This window comes from Methanobacteriaceae archaeon, assembly GCA_013403005.1.
Taxonomy (GTDB): Archaea; Methanobacteriota; Methanobacteria; order Methanobacteriales; family Methanobacteriaceae; genus Methanobacterium.
Genome location: JACBOA010000009.1, coordinates 17,322 through 34,830 on the forward strand (window position 1 = coordinate 17,322; position 17,509 = coordinate 34,830).

Annotated in this window: 16 protein-coding genes; 11 read left to right on the forward strand and 5 right to left on the reverse strand. The window is 33.4% G+C overall.

The genetic code is table 11. The features are described 5' to 3' along the window. Positions 1 to 104: 104 nt before the first annotated feature. Entirely contained in the window at positions 105 to 1,112 is a 1,008-nt protein-coding gene (locus HVN35_07765) for a glycosyltransferase (GenBank protein NYB52436.1), read from the forward strand. A 27-nt stretch (positions 1,113 to 1,139) separates the two neighbouring features. Next, the gene (locus HVN35_07770) at positions 1,140 to 2,354 is read left to right on the forward strand and encodes a glycosyltransferase (protein NYB52437.1); all 1,215 of its coding nucleotides are present in this window, start codon (positions 1,140 to 1,142) and stop codon (positions 2,352 to 2,354) included. 156 nt (positions 2,355 to 2,510) lie between these two features. On the opposite strand, the gene HVN35_07775 is transcribed toward HVN35_07770, so the two are convergent. Continuing rightward, entirely contained in the window at positions 2,511 to 3,092 is a 582-nt protein-coding gene (locus HVN35_07775) for an FkbM family methyltransferase (protein ID NYB52438.1), read from the reverse strand. A gap of 670 nt (positions 3,093 to 3,762) precedes the next feature. Here HVN35_07775 and HVN35_07780 point away from each other — a divergent pair. Next, positions 3,763 to 4,971, forward strand: coding sequence for a glycosyltransferase (locus HVN35_07780; protein NYB52439.1), 1,209 nt, complete (start codon positions 3,763 to 3,765; stop codon positions 4,969 to 4,971). Positions 4,972 to 5,042: 71 nt separating this feature from the next. Beyond that, the gene (locus HVN35_07785) at positions 5,043 to 6,191 is read left to right on the forward strand and encodes a glycosyltransferase (GenBank protein NYB52440.1); all 1,149 of its coding nucleotides are present in this window, start codon (positions 5,043 to 5,045) and stop codon (positions 6,189 to 6,191) included. 76 nt (positions 6,192 to 6,267) lie between these two features. On the opposite strand, the gene HVN35_07790 is transcribed toward HVN35_07785, so the two are convergent. The 4 genes from HVN35_07790 to HVN35_07805 all read right to left on the reverse strand — a co-directional run bounded on the left by HVN35_07790 (position 6,268) and on the right by HVN35_07805 (position 9,625). Next, positions 6,268 to 6,675 carry a DUF2304 family protein gene (locus tag HVN35_07790; protein NYB52441.1) on the reverse strand — a complete coding sequence of 136 codons (408 nt, stop codon included), beginning with the start codon at positions 6,673 to 6,675 and terminating at the stop codon, positions 6,268 to 6,270. A gap of 37 nt (positions 6,676 to 6,712) precedes the next feature. Beyond that, a complete protein-coding gene (locus HVN35_07795) occupies positions 6,713 to 7,426 on the reverse strand; it encodes a glycosyltransferase family 2 protein (GenBank protein NYB52442.1) in 714 nt (237 codons plus the stop codon). Positions 7,427 to 7,864: 438 nt separating this feature from the next. Next, positions 7,865 to 8,929 (reverse strand): hypothetical protein, encoded by a 1,065-nt coding sequence (locus tag HVN35_07800; protein ID NYB52443.1) that lies wholly within the window; start codon positions 8,927 to 8,929, stop codon positions 7,865 to 7,867. Between the two features lie 111 nt (positions 8,930 to 9,040). Further along, positions 9,041 to 9,625: a flavodoxin family protein gene (locus tag HVN35_07805; GenBank protein NYB52444.1), complete on the reverse strand. Its 585-nt coding sequence runs from the start codon at positions 9,623 to 9,625 to the stop codon at positions 9,041 to 9,043. 504 nt (positions 9,626 to 10,129) lie between these two features. On the opposite strand from HVN35_07805, the gene HVN35_07810 reads away from it, so the two are divergent. From HVN35_07810 to HVN35_07840, 7 genes are all read left to right on the forward strand, one after another. Next, positions 10,130 to 11,368, forward strand: a complete 1,239-nt coding sequence (locus HVN35_07810) for a hypothetical protein (GenBank protein ID NYB52445.1) — start codon at positions 10,130 to 10,132, stop codon at positions 11,366 to 11,368. Positions 11,369 to 11,565: 197 nt separating this feature from the next. Then, the gene (tgtA, locus tag HVN35_07815) at positions 11,566 to 13,557 is read left to right on the forward strand and encodes a tRNA guanosine(15) transglycosylase TgtA (protein ID NYB52446.1); all 1,992 of its coding nucleotides are present in this window, start codon (positions 11,566 to 11,568) and stop codon (positions 13,555 to 13,557) included. Then, positions 13,557 to 13,910 (forward strand): nascent polypeptide-associated complex protein, encoded by a 354-nt coding sequence (locus HVN35_07820; protein NYB52447.1) that lies wholly within the window; start codon positions 13,557 to 13,559, stop codon positions 13,908 to 13,910. The genes tgtA and HVN35_07820 overlap by 1 nt, the downstream gene beginning before the upstream one ends. Continuing rightward, entirely contained in the window at positions 13,911 to 14,672 is a 762-nt protein-coding gene (locus HVN35_07825) for a metallophosphoesterase (GenBank protein NYB52448.1), read from the forward strand. It abuts the gene before it with no gap. A 4-nt stretch (positions 14,673 to 14,676) separates the two neighbouring features. Continuing rightward, positions 14,677 to 15,699, forward strand: a complete 1,023-nt coding sequence (locus HVN35_07830) for a Zc3h12a-like ribonuclease (protein ID NYB52449.1) — start codon at positions 14,677 to 14,679, stop codon at positions 15,697 to 15,699. After that, positions 15,700 to 16,908: a hypothetical protein gene (locus HVN35_07835; GenBank protein NYB52450.1), complete on the forward strand. Its 1,209-nt coding sequence runs from the start codon at positions 15,700 to 15,702 to the stop codon at positions 16,906 to 16,908. Between the two features lie 202 nt (positions 16,909 to 17,110). After that, complete coding sequence (locus tag HVN35_07840) at positions 17,111 to 17,437, forward strand: hypothetical protein (protein NYB52451.1); 327 nt, start codon at positions 17,111 to 17,113, stop codon at positions 17,435 to 17,437. Positions 17,438 to 17,509: the final 72 nt, after the last annotated feature.

Consider the following 17,509-nt stretch of genomic DNA (forward strand, 5'->3'; position numbering starts at 1 on the left):
AATGGATTTTACATTAGTACTGATAAATTGAATTTATGGATATTTTAATTTAGGGGTTTAGCTTCAGTTTAATTCGGGTTAAGTAATTCATAGAGGAACAGTTTATGAGTCTAGTTGATGTTATTGTTGGAGTTCGAAACGAAGAAAAACATTTGAAAAGATGCATCACCAGTTTACAGGCTCAAACTATTGCAGATATTCAGATATTCGTTGTTGACGGCCAATCTAAGGACCGAACACGCGACATTGTACAGGAAAAAATGAAAGAAGACTCTAGGATTAAACTTTTTGATAATCCAAAGAAGGTTATAAGTTCTGCAAGGAATATTGGAATTAAGGCATCACAGGCTCAATACATTGCTTATCTTGATGGACATTGCTATGTAGATCCAGATTGGCTGGAAACACTCATTTCGAGTTACCAGAAGTATGAAAGGAAGTGTAAAGTTGGTGGTGTGGGCTCCACCTATTCCAGTCCGGATGATGACACTGATTATGGTAAAGTAGTTGCCCAGGTTTTGCGCACATCACTCGGAGGTTTGGGAACAGCCTACAGGAAGGATGAGAAGATTCAAATGGTGGACACAGTAGCATTTGCTCTTTACAAACTTTCCATCATTAGAAATGAAGGAATCTTATATGACGAATTAATGACTCAGTGCGAAGACACTGATTTTAATTATAAGCTGTTAAAAAAAGGTTATGTACTGTTGAAACATCCTGATGCTTTGGTATACCAGTATCGTCGGCCTAACACTCTACAATTTTTAAGACAAATGATTGATTATGGTGAAGGAAGAGCTAAACTAGTGTTGAAATACAAAGAAACATTAAAACTATACCATTTAATTCCAGTTTTGTTGGTTTTCTATCTTTTCATTTCTATAATTAGCTTAATATTAGGTATGATAAGTTTTATACGTACTAAAGAACTGTTTTTCATATTTTTTCCCATTTTAATTTATTTAATAATCATTTTAGCTTATACATTAACTATTTCATTAAAAAATCGTAGTTTAAAATATCTATATGCTTTTTTAATATTTCCAGCTATACATATAGGGTATGGTTTTGGTGTCTTAAAAGGATTTATAATGAGTATCTGTAAATAATAAACATTCAATTAAATGGGTATTCCTATGGAGAAGAGAATTTTAATAGTGGTTGATTCATTGAAGATTGGTGGAGGCTCAGATAAGTTTGCAGCAATATTGGGGACTGAACTATACAATTATGGTTATCATGTTTCATATTTAACTTTAATGGATGAAAACCCCAAATACAGTTTTAAAGGAGATTATTATACTCTTAATGAGAGGGATATCTATGGTAATGATCTTAGAAGAGGATTAGATTTTTTAACTTACGCCCCTAAGATTAAAAGACTCTGTGAAGATCTAAATATAGACACTATTATATCAGCTGGTGACCCGGCTAATTTTCAAGCACTCATAAGTCGGTTTATTTTTAAAAATAAGGTACGTATCATTTTAACTCAACATATGAATCCTGAAATTTTTTTAGACAGTCCGTTAAAATTCCGATTAATCAAATATTGTTTTCCTCGTGCTGATAAGGTCGTTTGCGTTTCTAAAGATGTAGAAAGAATTTTAAATGAAAATTATGGTGTTGAAAATACCTTAACTATCTATAATATGGTAGATATTGAAAAAAATATTAAACTATCCTTGGAAGAACTTCCTGATGAGTATAATGGCTTTTTTGAAGGAAAGAATAATAAGAAGAATTTTCACTTCATTAATGTGGGTAGATTAGATTATCAGAAGGGACAGTACTTTTTGATTCGAAGTTTCCGGCGTGTAGTAGATTATTATGGGAATGCAAGATTATTAATTTTGGGGGAGGGCGATTTAAGAGGGAATTTGCAAGATTTGATCACTTCACTTGGTTTAAATGAGAATGTTTTTTTGTTGGGCGAGGTAGAAAATGTGTTTCCATTCCTTATATCTAGTGATTGTTTTGTTTTAAGTTCCCTTTGGGAAGGCCTACCTTTATCTTTAATTGAAGCCCTTTCAATGAATCTCCCAGTTATATCTACTGATTGTAAAACAGGCCCTAGAGAGATATTATGCCCTGAACTAGATTTAGATGAAAAGATTAATTATCCTTATTTAGGCAAACACGCAATATTAACACACAAATTTCATAAAGTTCCTGTTTTTTCCACGGTCAGTCAAGTTTCTCTCAATAAATCTGAGGCAATGTTAGCTGATTTGATGATTAGAATGATTGAAGATCCTGATTTAATTAAAAATTACTCTAACGGTCGAGTAGTCGCCAAAAACTTTGATAAAGAAAAAATTATAACTCAATGGGATACCTTATTAAAATAATAACTCCACAAATCATTATATAGTTCATTTACTTAAATTTTTAGGGAATTTAAAATCAAGATTTATGGATTGAAAGTTCAATTCACTTATCAATTGCTGTTATTTGCATAAAATACTCATATCATAAATCACCAAAAAGTGTTTAATGGAAATCATTTAGATTTTTTTTGCATATGTTGTTAAATGTTCTTCAAATTCAGTAATAGAATCATAGCCTAATTGATTTAACATTTTTTCAAGACGGATATATGTTTTTTCACCATTTAATTGGTGATAAGATGCAATTGCCAAATTAACCTTGTTATTTAATAGAATCTTCTTGGAACCTTTTATTAGTTCAATTTCAGCCCCTTCAACATCAGCTTTGATAAAATCAACATTATTTATACTTAAATTATCCAATTCTTGATCTAAAGAGACAACTGAAACATTAATGGTAGAATTTGCCATATTTTCTTCAAATATTAACGATGAACCTTTATCATTCTTTTTAAAATTTAATTGTGTTTTTTTATTCCATAAGCCTTTGTTAACGGGTATTATATTGGAAATATTATTAAGTTTTATGTTGTGCAATAATTTTTTAATGTTTGCCGGATCAGGTTCAAATGCTATTACCAAACCCTTTTCCCCCACCTGTTGTGATGCTAAAACTGAGAAAGTTCCTTGATAAGCACCACAATCTATTATTGTATCATTTTTTTTGATTGTATATTTTCTTAAATAACCTTCTAAAATTTCATAAAAATCGCTAGAGGGATAGTCACAGAATTTGTAGACATTTTCTCCGTACTTTCAATGAAAATATCATTCTTATATGTTGTATTAAAATCGCTATTTCTAAATAAGTATTTATTAGCGATAAAACATTTTAGAATATTTTTGATTTTTCCTTCAGGGAAGTAAGAGAAAAATATTTCTCCAAAAAATTTATTCCATCTTTTCTGCATCATAACACATAATATTTTTTTAATTGGGACTGTAAATTTAATGGCTGATAACTGTTCATCAAAATTTGAAATTCTTTTTTATGGTTCTTTCACCAAAGAAGATTAGTCAAAGCAAAGATTGTTTACAAATTCTCTCCAACCCCAATAACTTTACAGCTCCTTTTAATTATAACCAAGTGGTTTTTTATTTGAGTTTTTATTGAACATTTCAAAGGGTTAAATTAGTGTCATTTCCAGTACTTCAGTAATTACTCTTCTTTTATTAAAGAGATTCTTTAATACTATTGGTTAATACTATGAATGGTTTATAATTTAATAATTTTAAATACACATAAAACCATGACTACTATTATACTAAATTTTATTGAACCAAAAGTCACATAATAACATATGTTGCTAATTATATCCACATAATCCACATAGAAAGGGCTTTAATTAAAAAATGAGTAGTATAAATCATGAAAGTTTTAATTTTGGTTGAATCACTTAAAGTAGGAGGAGGATCTGAAAGGTTCGCCGCCAACTTGGGAACACAACTTTACCATAAAGGTTATCATGTTTCATATTTAACTTTAATGGATGAAAACCCAAAATACAGTTTTAAAGGTGACTATTATACTCTTAACCAGGCTTATATTTATGGAAATGCTTTTAAAAGAGTATTTGATCTTTTAAGATATTCTCCAAAAATTAAAAGACTTTGTGAAGATTTGAATATTGATACCATAATCTCAGTGGCTGAAGTGGCAAATTTTCATGCTGTTTTAAGTCGGCTTTATGGAAACAAGGTGCGTATTATTCTTTCTCAGCATATTAATCCAGAAATATTTTTAGATAGTCCATTGAAATTCAGATTGGTAAAATTCTTCTATTCGCGTGCGGATGATGTGGTGTGTGTTTCAAAAGAAGTTGAAAAGGTTCTAAATAACACTTACGGTATTTCAAATACATTAACCATCTATAATATGATTGATATTGAAAAAAACATTAATCTATCTCTGGAAAAAATTCCTGAAGACTATAAAAAGTTATTTAATGTGAAGAATCAACAAAAATATTTTAATTTCATTAATGTAGGTAGATTAACCCGGCAAAAGGGTCATTGGTTTTTGATTAGGAGTTTTAGAAGAGTTGTGGAACATTATAGAAATGCAAGATTATTGATTTTGGGGGAAGGTGTTCTGAGAGAAGATCTCGAAGCATTAATTGAACAACTAGATTTATGTGAGAATGTATTTCTCTTAGGTGAACAGGAGAATGTTTATCCCTTCCTCAAAAATAGTGACTGTTTTGTTTTCAGTTCCCTATGGGAAGGTCTGCCCCTATCTTTAATCGAAGCACTTTCGATGAATATTCCAATTATATCCACAGATTGCAAAACAGGTCCGAGGGAAGTTTTATGTCCAGAACTGGATTTAGAAGAAGCAGTTAATTATCCTTATTTTGGAAAACACGCAATCCTCACCAGATCTTTCCAAAATGAAATCATATTTAAAAATCTGGAAGAATTACCATTAACTGAGGATGAACATATTTTTTCGGATATGATGATTAAGATCATAGAAGATCCCGATTTAAAAGTAAAATATTCAAACACACGTGAATTAGCTTCAAATTTTTCTTACAAGAAAATTATCGATCAATGGGATAATTTATTATATTTATAGAGATTTTTAAATGAGATTAAGCAAAAATTTCTAAATTTCAACAATCATTTAAAAAATCTTAGGTTATAAGTATGGAATCTCCAGAGAAACTTAAAAAAACCACTAAAAAATATTACCCGCTGGTTTCTATTATAACTCCAACGTATAATCATGAAAAATTCATTTCAAGTTGCATAGAGAGTGTTTTAGAGCAAACATACCCAAATTGGGAAATGATTATTATAGATGATGGTTCTACGGATAGAACTGGCCGTATAATTCAGGAATACAAGGATAAAAGAATTAAATATGTCAAACAAGATCATCTTGGCATCTGGAAACTAAATGAAACATACAATAAAGCTTTGAATTTATCTAACGGTGATTTAATTGCTATTTTAGAAGGTGATGATGCATGGTCTAGTAATAAATTAGAAGAACAAGTAAAAATTTTTGCAAGTAAGGATATTATATTGACTTGGGGAAGAAAGAATACCATAAATAATAAAAATGAAATTATATCTTTTGACCTTCACAGCCTTAAGCCATTTATGTGCATGTCACAGGAGGAAATAATAAAAAATCTCCTCATTTATAATTTCATGCAACCTTGCACTGTGATGATAGATAAAAAAGCTTTATTATCCATCGGGGGTTTTTTACAGTATGAGAATGTACCATTTGTAGATTACAGCACTTTTTTAGAACTTAGTTTGAAAGGAAAATTCTATCCTTCTGACTCAGTTTTGGGCTATTGGAGGAAGCATAAGGCACAGGTAACCACGGTACAAGAGACTGAAGTAACTAAAGCGTTCATGATTTCAGTAGATTTTTTTGAAAAACTAGATCCTTCGATTAAAAAAACGATTAAATTTGATATAAATGAAAAAGTGAAGTTTCACGAAAAACTGTTAATTGACCAGGTTGCAGTTTCAGCTAGATTATCCTTATTAAATGGTAATTGGGATGAAGCATTAACCCAATATAAACATATGTTTCAAAATGGTGGTTTTTCTATTAAATTACAATCTTTTTTGGGTATTATCTGTGCTATTTGCAGGTTAAATCTTGAATGGTTAGCAGTTATTAGCTGTAAACCTAAATTATGTGATACTTCGGGGGAATGGTGTACAACGGTATATAAAAATAATAAATTATCCTTTTTATTTAGAATTCAAATTTTTGCAATGAATTTGTTTCTAAGATTACTCGGTAAACCTACTTTGTCTGCAAAAGTGTAAAGAATACAAAATTGGTGTTAAAATAGATGTTTCTAGCAATTTTCAACATTATGATTTTTTTTTATTTAGGGCTAATTTATCGATTAGTAAATTGCTCTTCTATTTTATAATTTTTTTTATCAGTTGATTCTTCTTTGCCATTTTTTCCTTTATTGTCGATTTTTTTACTTTCCAAGGCCATTTCACGAACTAGAATAGTTATTTCTTCTTCAATATTTTCAATCATGTTGTAAATTTTAAAGATTAAGTAAAAACAACTGATCAGTCCGAGAATTAGTATTAAGTCTAGTCCTCTACCTATACCTGTTATATTGGCCAAAATAGAAGTTGTATTGGGATAGATGGAAAAAATAATTAGAAGTAACCAGATTGTTGCCCACACTAAGAGCATGTTAAAAGTCATCTTTTTATCTTTAAACCTTATTAAAGTAAAGAGAACTCCTACGATTCCAATTAATAATCCAATATACTGGTATATTATCATTTATTAACTCCTAAAAATTTTATTCGTTTAAGTTTAACTATTTAAAAAAACCTCTGATAAGTTTTGCAAGTATTTTCAAACCGATTTTTGTATTAGTTCCTTTTGAAAGTGAATAATCAGTGTAAATAGTGGTTATAGGAACCTCGACCAAACGGAGTCCTTTTCTTTGCACTTCACCAATTATCTCAGATGAAACACCGTAATCACGGGAGTGGAGTTCCATTAACTCAACTGCCTTACGGTTAAATGTTCTCAATCCTGACTGGGAGTCTCCAACATTCTTACCATAAAAGATGAGGGTGATAATATTCATCACCAGATTACCAAATTTTTTACGGAAAGGCATTTCCTTAAAATTTCTCTTTCCAATAACCACATCAGCTTGATTTTCGAGAATTGGTTGGCATAATGGAATTATATCACTGGAGTGATGTTGACCATCAGCATCGAAAGTTACAGTAATCTGGGAATTTTGCCTTAGTGCAGCTTCAATTCCTGTAGAAATGGCCGCACCTAATCCCCTGTTTAATGGATGTCTATATAAATTTAGCTGGTCTGGGTATTGTTTTAAGATATCTTCTACTGCCGAGTATGTGTTATCGGTAGAGCCATCATCAATGACAATAAGATTTAGTCCAAGAGAAATCAATTCTGTTAAAACCCTTTTAATGGTTCTTGATTCATTATAAGCGGGAACAACTACGTAAATGTCATTAATATGTTCTTTAAATAATATTTCATTAACTTCAATGTCTTGATTCAATTTTAGTTCTCCATCAATGGATATTTTCCTTTTAAAGCTATTATATTAATTAAATTATAATTTATTATATTTTTATGAATATTGATTATGTTATTTTAAGTTTGCTCGTTCACAAGATAATATAAGTTTGCATTTGTACAACATTCGTGTCGTTTCAGAACCATGAGGTGATGCCTAAGGAACTGCATTGTTTGCTGAATAAATATTGAGGTTGATGCTGAGAAAATGTTACTGTTTGAAATTTAGTTACTGCAGGAAGGAAATTGGAAACGAACTAATATTAGAGAATGTTAATCTATAAAATAGAGAAAGAATGGTTTAGAAAATCTGCATAGAGAAACTTGCAGATGAAATGGAACTAATTGTTCCTAAGTGCTAGTAACATGGAAATTGATCCTGTTATTTCTTTGTAAGCTTGATCTGCTTTTACATCAAATGCTCCAGAATTTGTGACACTCGGTTACTCCAAGTGTTTTTTTCTAGGAATTCAATTCTTTCTTCATTTGAATATTTTTTAGGAAAATTCTGTATAATTAAATTTTTTAAAACTTCCATCAGTTCGGATTCATCTGAATAAAAATTAACATAAGGTGAAAAACGATTTATTTCATCATAAAATATGGATATAATAGGTTTATTATAATTGATGTATTCGTAAAGTTTCACAGGATCCACAGAAAAAATTAAATCACTTAATTTGAAGGGCATAATCATGCAATCATAATCCTTCACGAAGGAGTATAATTTTTCATGTTCAACAGGACCATGAAATATTATCCTCTCGTTTAAAGTCAATTCGGAAACTTCTGGATAAACAGGGCCAATGAAATGATACTCTATTTCTTTAAAATGTTCTAGTGTTCTCTCCAGTAATTCAAAATCAATCCATGAAGATACTGTTCCAACATATCCTATTTTGAATTTGGTATCTCTTTTTTTTTCTTCAATTTCATTATTTAAAACCAAACCATCGAAAGCGTTACGGACGACTAATATTTTATCCTTAATCTTAGCATAATATTTTTCATTAAGTTTTTTATACAAGTTTTCAGAGGATGTGAAAATAACAAGGGAATCATTAATCAGTTTTTCTTCGCATTTCTTTATTCTTTCATTATAATATTTGTCAAAACCAAATTCTGTATAATCATCCATACAGTCATAGACTATTTTGTATTTTTTTTTGGGGATGTATTCATACAATGTTGGAAAAGGTATCCAAAGAAATTCAGGATTGTATTTTTTTAGGAAATACCAGAAATACACTTTTAGATAAAATTTATTAATCCAGTAAATTCCTTTCTTAAAACAGAAAGGTAATGTGTAGAAATGATGAACATTAACATTATTCGTTTTGGTTTTATGAGACGCCTTGATGAGAAGGCTACTTGGATAGGTTCTACAAAATACCTGCACATCGAAAAAATGTGACAACTCTTCAGCAATGAAATGAGGACGTTGTTTTATCCAATCCCAATCAACATGCATCATGTACACTATGTTAGACATATTATTTTCCTTTCCACGATGTGATTATTCAGATTGTAACTTAAGCAATAAAAAAAATAACAACACGATTTTTGAATATTTAAACCATATAACTTAACCATTTAACTTTACAGCTAATTCAGCCACCCTTCTACCCAAGTTTTGTGATGTTTCCAAGCCTATTTCATCACTTTCAGAGGCGTCTTTAGCCCCCCCAACTCCAGTTCCCCCATAGTGAGCTAAAGGAGCACCATCCCCTACAAGAACCATGTCGTGAATCAACATGAAATCATGTATGGTGGATATGGTGGTTTCCTGACCACCGTTGCGGGATCCACCTACACTTATAGCACCACCAATTTTATTTTGGAGTTTAAAATCACCACGAAGAGGTCGGGAACGGTCCATTAAAATTTTAACTTGAGCAGAGACATTTCCAAAATACACTGGACTTCCAATAATCAATCCGTGAGAATCAAGCATTTTTCTCAAGATATCTGGAACATCATCGTAGATGGCACATTCTCCAGTTGCTTTACATATATCACAAGCTACACATGGTTCAATTTCTTTATCTGCAAGAGTGATAATTTCAGTTTCAGCACCAACCTTTCCAGCAGCTTTAAGTGCTTCTTTAACCAGATTTTCTGTATTACCATCTTTTCGAGGACTCCCAACAATTCCAATAATTTTTGTCATTATAACAGCTCCAAAAATATTTTAATATTTGAAAAATGAAGTATTCCTGAATTATTTATCTCTAATATTTTATAATTTAAATTTATAATTTAATATAATATAAATTAGTGTTATTAACTATTAGACTTTTCGTCCATCAGGGCTGAAAATTTATTGGGTTTGAACGATATTTGCAAACAATCTTCGCAATAACTTGTCTTTGTTTGGTGAAATAATCATAAAAAACGAATTTCAAATTTTAATGAAAAGTCCAAAACCCATTACTTTACAGTTCCCTCCACCATTTTAAGTAGTGGTATGTTGATAATGTTTACATTGAAAAGTTTACATTGAAAAAAGATTTCTAAATACAAAGTTAGGTTTTGTTAGGTTTTCTAATAATTAAATCAAAGTCATATCTTAATTATCTTATATGATTCTTAACAATGCTTATCAGTATCATGATAAATTTAAATCCAGTTATCAGATAAAATTGACTAAACACCGTTTTTAAGAGAAATTCTAATGAAAAATAATAAAAATTATTCTTCGTATAGACCATTAACACCAGAAAAAGCAGTTATTTCCCTGGTTAGGGAATGGTTTAAAAATGAAAAAGAAGGTGACATGAAAGCCCGTGAAAGGGCACAACTTGAAATCAAGAAGTACCTTTTTGAAACATCTGATGGATCGTATACATTACAGTCCGATGATTTAGGGGATTCTAGAGAAACGATGCACACAGCTTACGGTGCTTATTCTGAGGCTAAAGAAAAATTTGTTAATCCTGCATGTTTAGGTGGAAAGAAAAAAGTTGCAATTCTAGATATTTGCAGTGGACTGGGTATTAATTCTGCAGCTGCACTGGACTACATTTTAGACTCAAAGGTGAATATTAAGGTTGATGAAATAAAAATTGACATGGTTGAAATATCCATTGAAACCATTGCTGCATCTTTGTTAATACCCAGCCCATCTGAATCACATTTGATAATAAAAAAGGCCATAGAAACCTTCCTTATCGATAATCATTACTTGGAATTTTCTCACGAAGACAAAAAAATCCCAGAATTTCTCAATATACAAATTCACTGTACAGATGCCAGAGAAATGGTGCAGGATATTCCTAGGGGTAAGTATGACGCGATTTTCCTGGACCCTTTTAGCCCTGCCAAATCTCCAGAACTTTACACCCTTGAATTTCTTTCAATCTTAAGTTCTCTTTTGAAAGATGATGGTTTAATCCTTACCTACACCGCAGCAGCTCCGGTGCGATACGCATTGATTGCATGTGGTCTGGAAGTTGGTGAAGGCCCAGCCATGAATCGATCTGGAGGAACAATTGCATCCAGAGATGTAAATAAAATTTCAAAACCCCTCTCATCCCATGACGAACGTATGATAGCATTATCCGATGCAGGGATACCTTACAGGGATAATAAATTAACAGATTCCAGTAATATGATACTAGAAAGACGAAAAAAAGATCGAATTCATGCCAGGGGCAATTTTAAAATGGCTTCAACTGTGAAAACTCCCATTTACCTGGCTCAAAGTTTAGAAGAAGAACGAACTAAAAGAAGAGTATTAAACCATTTGGCTGACTTAAATATTAGTGATATAAATTCCCAAAAAGCTAAATTTTTAGTTTGTCCTCAGTTTTCTTCATGTATCTGTAACTGTAAACAGGGAAGATCAAAAGGGTCCAGTGCAAGGGTTAAAGAGATGGAAAGAAGATTAAAACTAATCATCAAGAGTAATTGAATCTAAATTTTCAATTTGATGGTTAAGATACGTATCTATAATTACGTATCTATATGATCTTAAAATCTTTTAAATAAAAATAAGGAATTATAAAGGAATTATAATTTATTGGAATTTTTCTAAATAGATTATCTAAATAAGATATATAAATGAAAATTTATGATTTTAATCTAATTATCTGATTTAAGGTGAAAAATTTGAACTTTGAAATAAAATACAAAGATGCTCGGGGAAGGCTGGGAATCCTTAAAACACCCCATGGAAATATTAAAACCCCAGCACTCATGCCAGTAATACACCCTGGAAAACAGACCATCAATGTATCTGATTACGGAGCAGAAGTAGTGATTACCAATGCATATTTAATCTACAAGAATGAAGATTTGAAGATAATTGCAGAAAAAGAGGGGGTTCATAAACTCATAAATTTTGATGGACCTATTGTTACAGATTCAGGTTCATTCCAGCTATCCGAATATGGCGACGTACAAGTTACTAATAAGGAGATTTTGCAGTTTCAAGAGAAGATTGGGACTGATATAGGAACCTCTTTGGACATACCCACCCCGCCCTCTGTTAAAAGGGAACGAGCTGAAAGTGAACTGGAAATAACACTTCAAAGAGCGGCAGAGGCACTGGAAGTGAGGCAAGAATTAATGCTTAATTCCGTAGTGCAGGGTTCCACTTTCCCTGATCTGCGCCGAAAGTGTGCAAAGAAACTGGGAAAAATGGATTTCCAGGTGCACCCCATAGGAGCAGTTGTACCACTCATGGAGTCTTACCGTTATGAAGAACTGGTGGAAGTGGTTATGTCATCAGTAAGCAATCTACCAGATTCACGTCCCCGCCACCTCATGGGTGCAGGTCATCCTATGATTTTTGCACTGGCAGTGGCCATGGGATGCGATCTCTTTGATTCGGCGGCCTACATTTTATACGCTGAGGATGACCGTCTTTTAATGCCCAACGGAACACTAAAACTTGAAAACCTATATGAAATGCCCTGTTCCTGTGAAGTATGCACCACCCATACACCAGATGAATTACTTAAAATGGAAAAAGAAGACAGGGTACAATTAATTGCTAAACACAATTTATGGATAAGTTTTGCAGAAATAAGACAAATACGTCAAGCTATAGTAGAAGGTAGTTTATGGGAACTTGTTGAGCAGCGTTGTCGAGCACATCCATTCTTATTGGAAGCACTTAGAAGTCTTAAAAACTATATTGAAGACTTGGAAAAATATGATCCTCCCTACAAAAAATCTGCATTCTTCTACTCTGGATCAGAATCTCTACATCGTCCAGAAGTATACAGACACCTGGAAAGGATTAAAAGAACACCATTAAAAAAGAAAGTTTTAGTCCTTCCTCGCACCAACAAACCCTATTCAGAACATTTAGAAGTTCCGCAAAAATACTACAAAATAAGTCAAATGGAATGCAATGAACTAGAAAGTACTGATGAATATGAGGATATGCAGATGGTTGTAGTTGATGTACCCTTTGCTGTGATTCCCCTGGAGTTGGATCAGGTTTATCCACTTGCTCAAAATGAATCACCTCATGATTATGATGAAGATTCAATTAAAAGGGTCGTTCATGTTCTTAAGGATTACTTTAAGAATTTTGAGGAGATTATTGTTAGTGAAGAAGTGATGGATACATTCCAACTTAATACAATATTCCAAACCAAAGAGTACATATTTTCAAAAAACCCTGAAAATAAAGTTAACGACCTTGATAGAATAAAAATGATTGCAGATTATCAGTTTGGTACTGGTGCTGGTGAAGGATTATTTAATGAAAAAGTAGAAATAGTGAAAAGTCGCAAAACTGGTAAAATACGTCATGTTTATGATGGTGAAGAACTCATTGCCACTTTAAGGGCCAGTGATGGTATATTTGTCCTAGCACGTGAGGGAGCACGGAGATTGCATCGATTCCTCCCCTACCCTAAAAACAGGGTGGTGGTGAATGAGGATGCAGAACCCTTTGCTCGTGAAGGAAAAAGTATATTTGCTAAATTCGTTATAAATTGTGATATAGATATCCATGCAAAGGAAGAAGTATTGATAGTGAATGCTGAAGACCAATTATTGGCCTTTGGAAAGTCAATTTTAAATGGAAAAGAAATACTTGATTTTAACACAGGTCAAGCAGTTAAAACACGCAAAGGAGGCTTATAATGTTACCAGGTGCAGGAATGAATCCAAAACAGCTCAAACAGATGCAAAGAGCCATGAAACAGATGGGAATGGACATGAAAGATGTTAAAGGTGTCATGGAAGTAGTAATCAAATTCAAAAATAAAGAATTGGTTATCAACAATCCCAAAGTTAATGTGATGAATTTCATGGGACAGGATACTTATCAGATATCTGGAAAAGCCAAGGAAAGAAAAATAGAAGCTGAGCTGGTAATTCCTGATGATGATGTGGACTTGGTGGCCTCCCAGACCGGTGTCACCCAGGAAGAAGCCAGGAAAGCTCTGGAAGATACTAATGGGGATCTGGCTGAGGCCATCTTGAGGTTAAGTTGAATGGTTTTAATTGCCCATATTTCTGACATGCATGTAGGTGCACTGGCATTTAGAGAAGAATTAATTCTCAATGCTATTGATAGAATAAATGACATGGAAGTTGACGCTACCGTAATAACCGGTGACTTATCGGATAATGGATATTACTCAGAATTAAAAGAGGCTGCAGAGTATTTAAGACAATTCAAAAGTCCCATTGTAGTTGTGCCTGGAAACCATGATTCCCGTCACCTGGGAAACCGCTGCTTTGAAGAAGTAATTAAAGACCATCGTTACGGAACCCTTACCGTAGAAAAAACTCCTGAAAAACAAGGGTTCAAAGTTATTGGACTTGATAGCAGTGAACCAGATCTTAACTATGGAAAGATAGGCAGATCTCAGCAGCACTTCATGGAAAAGGAGATTAAAATAGCATCTAGGGAAGGATTGTTCAAAATTATCGCATTACATCACCATATCATTCCAGTTCCTCGCACTGGAAGGGAAAGAAATGTTTTGAGTGATGCCGGGGATATCCTAATGTCTTTAATTGAAAACAATGCTGATTTAGTTTTATCCGGTCATAAACATGTTCCACATACTTGGATTGTTCATGAGACAGTTTTTGCAACTGCTGGAACTGTTTCATCCCTGAAATTGAGAGGTAAAGATATCCCGTCCTTTAACACCATTAATATAGATAATGAACATATAGAAATCAACTTAGAAAGTGCTGATGGAAATAGTCGCAGTCTAGCCCGATATGAAAACAGGTGCAGGTGATTAATTGCAGGTAATTGTGGATGCATCTAACGTAGCCCACTTTGGAAAAAAAGATGGTAAGCCCAGCCTACAAAAAATATTCAAAGCTGTTCAGGCTCTGGAAAAATTAGGTTACCATCCCATACTCATTGCTGATGCTTCGCTAAGGCATGAAATAGATGAGAAGGAAGAATTCAACAAACTTCTTGATGAGGAGAAAATACACCAAGTACCATCTGGAACCACAGCTGATCACTACATCCTGAAATTAGCCGAAGATGAAGATGCTAAAATATTATCAAATGATGCATTTAGAGAATATTATGATGAATTCAGAGACATAAACAGTCGAAGAATTCCTTACAGCTTCAAAGGAGACGAAATCGTAATAGGAAGTTCTGCGAAGCCTAAAAAAATCAAAAATATCCTGCAGAAAATCTGTAACCAAATATTATCCGAGTTTGAGAAAAAAGGATATGATTCATATAAACTGAAAAAGAATAAGAAGCTTTCGGGTATTGCAGTTGCTAAAGAAGCAATAGATAGAATTTCCAAGAGCAGGGATGAAGGTATTGACTCTAAGATTGAAGGAGTCTTTATGAAAATTCCCCTATTTGATAAAGTAATGCAAATGGTGGAAGATGCCGAGAAAACCAGCGATTTTATAATATTTGTACTGGTCAGTCCCCGAGACTACAGGGATGCAGTAAGAAATGCAGGTAATATTGCAGTAACTGTGGGTGATCGTTTGAAACTGGACCACGCACCTCTTGTTGCTGTTCGTAATGATTTATTCACTAAACCCGGGGCATTTGAACTTAACATCATCTATTCTGATGAAATTTTAGAGGAATCACCATTCAATGTGAACATCACCATAAATGATCATGACTACTCTTTTGTTAAGAAAAACTCCCGTAATATAGCCAGCACTGTTGCTGCCAGGTTAGGAACCTGGAAGTTCCCTATAGTCTCGGTCAAACCCAGTATGCTAATGGAAAAACCAGGACACTTCGATATAAACCTGGACAAGGGAGGAGACAATTAGATGGCAGGCAATTACCTGTTGAGAACCATATTTGGTTTCCTCTTAAAGCATCGGGTTTTGAGTATAGGTACCAAATATTACCCCACCAATGAAAGGGAACAGGAATACGTAGAAATGGTGAACTACACCAGAACAATGCTTCTGGAAATTGAAAAAGCCAATATAACCACTGAAAACATTTTCCAGAATCTCTTGAAGGAAGTTGGACGTGGGAATATACCTGAAAATCGCAGGTTCGTTGAATTAAAACCTGCAGAGAATGATGTTAATGAATACGCACTCTTAAGTAATATCATCATGGGAAGTGACCGCTACCTTTATGTGGAAGTCTTCACAGGTAACAAAAGGATTATTGATGAATTTGTCAGTGTCATAAAAAAAGAAAACGGTACAATTGTAGAAAGAAGCAATACTGAGATAGTATCCAGACTCCTATCAAAAAATGATGCTATTAGGGTAGGTGTGGAACTTATAAAGATAGGGATGGAAAGGGAAATAGATGTAAGAGCAGCTGTAGGTATGACGGGAGCTGCAGCAATTGAACGTTCCATTAATCTAAACAAACAAATTGGAAAAACATCCGGTGTTGGATTCACCAAACTGGGAGGAGAATTTGCCATAGTATTCTCCAGCAAACTAAGCAATCTGGAAGGCACACCAGCAGTATACGATAATTATCTTTTCATAGATGCTTTTGACTCAACCCAATTTATCGAGGAACAGGGCCGTGACCAGCTGGTTAAAATCATGAATGAGATTAAAAATTTCATTGAAAAAGATTGCCATGGTAAAATAGAAGGCTACCGAGAAGGAGGGGACGATCTTATAGCCAACCTACCCACCAAAGACGCAGCACTCCGTGCAGGTATTGATTCATCATGGCATGCTCTGAACAACGGGGCCCGTTTACGGGTGGGCATAGGTAAAAGTCGTCGTGAAGCTGGTGAAAGAGCTCAAATGGCTGATAGCATTAAAATATGGAATAACTCACCGGTCATGGTTTTCGATTTAGCAGATGGAGTCTATGCTTATTACGTACCCTCAGAATTCACCCGCGCAGTTGTTGAATTCCTCCAGGAGAAAACAGGCAGGGTTATATTCATCTTTGTATTTGTTTTCATTGTCACATTAATTGGCTGGAATATAGGGTACTGGGAATTTGGACTGGTAGCCATTGGACTGGCTTTGTTATATGCACTAACGGCATAAATTATACCTTCGTGCTATACCTTCGTGATTGGAACAATCCCCTAAACGATCTAATTAATCATTTCTCAACTGAAAATTATGATAATTAGATTAAATGAAACCTATTGGGTTAAAATATTAAAGCCAAATATTATTAAATATTATTAGAATTAAAAATTAAGAAAAAGAATAGTTAAAAATTAATAAAAAAGAGTTTGATTCAATGGATCCAGAACTAAAAGCTAAAGCTGCAGTAGCACTGGTTATATCCTTAATTGCATTCGGATTTGGTACAGGAGCTAGTATGTTCACAGGTTTCAGTTTCCACACACCTAATAATTTTTCATATAACATCAAAGTGCCAGGCGAGCTTCCAGTTATTTACAATGTAAAAAATAACACCACTCCCAACACAACTACAGCTTCTACTCCTTCCACTGTACCAAGCACCCCATCCAGTCCCCAGGATGTTTATGAGGAAAAAACTCCAACCACTCCCACCAGTCCGAGTACAAATCAAACAGGAAGTAATAATATAACTAAACCCTAAGTAGTCATTCCCTACTGAATATCATTGAATAGGTCATTTAACTATTCATTGGTGACTAAATAGATGAATCTC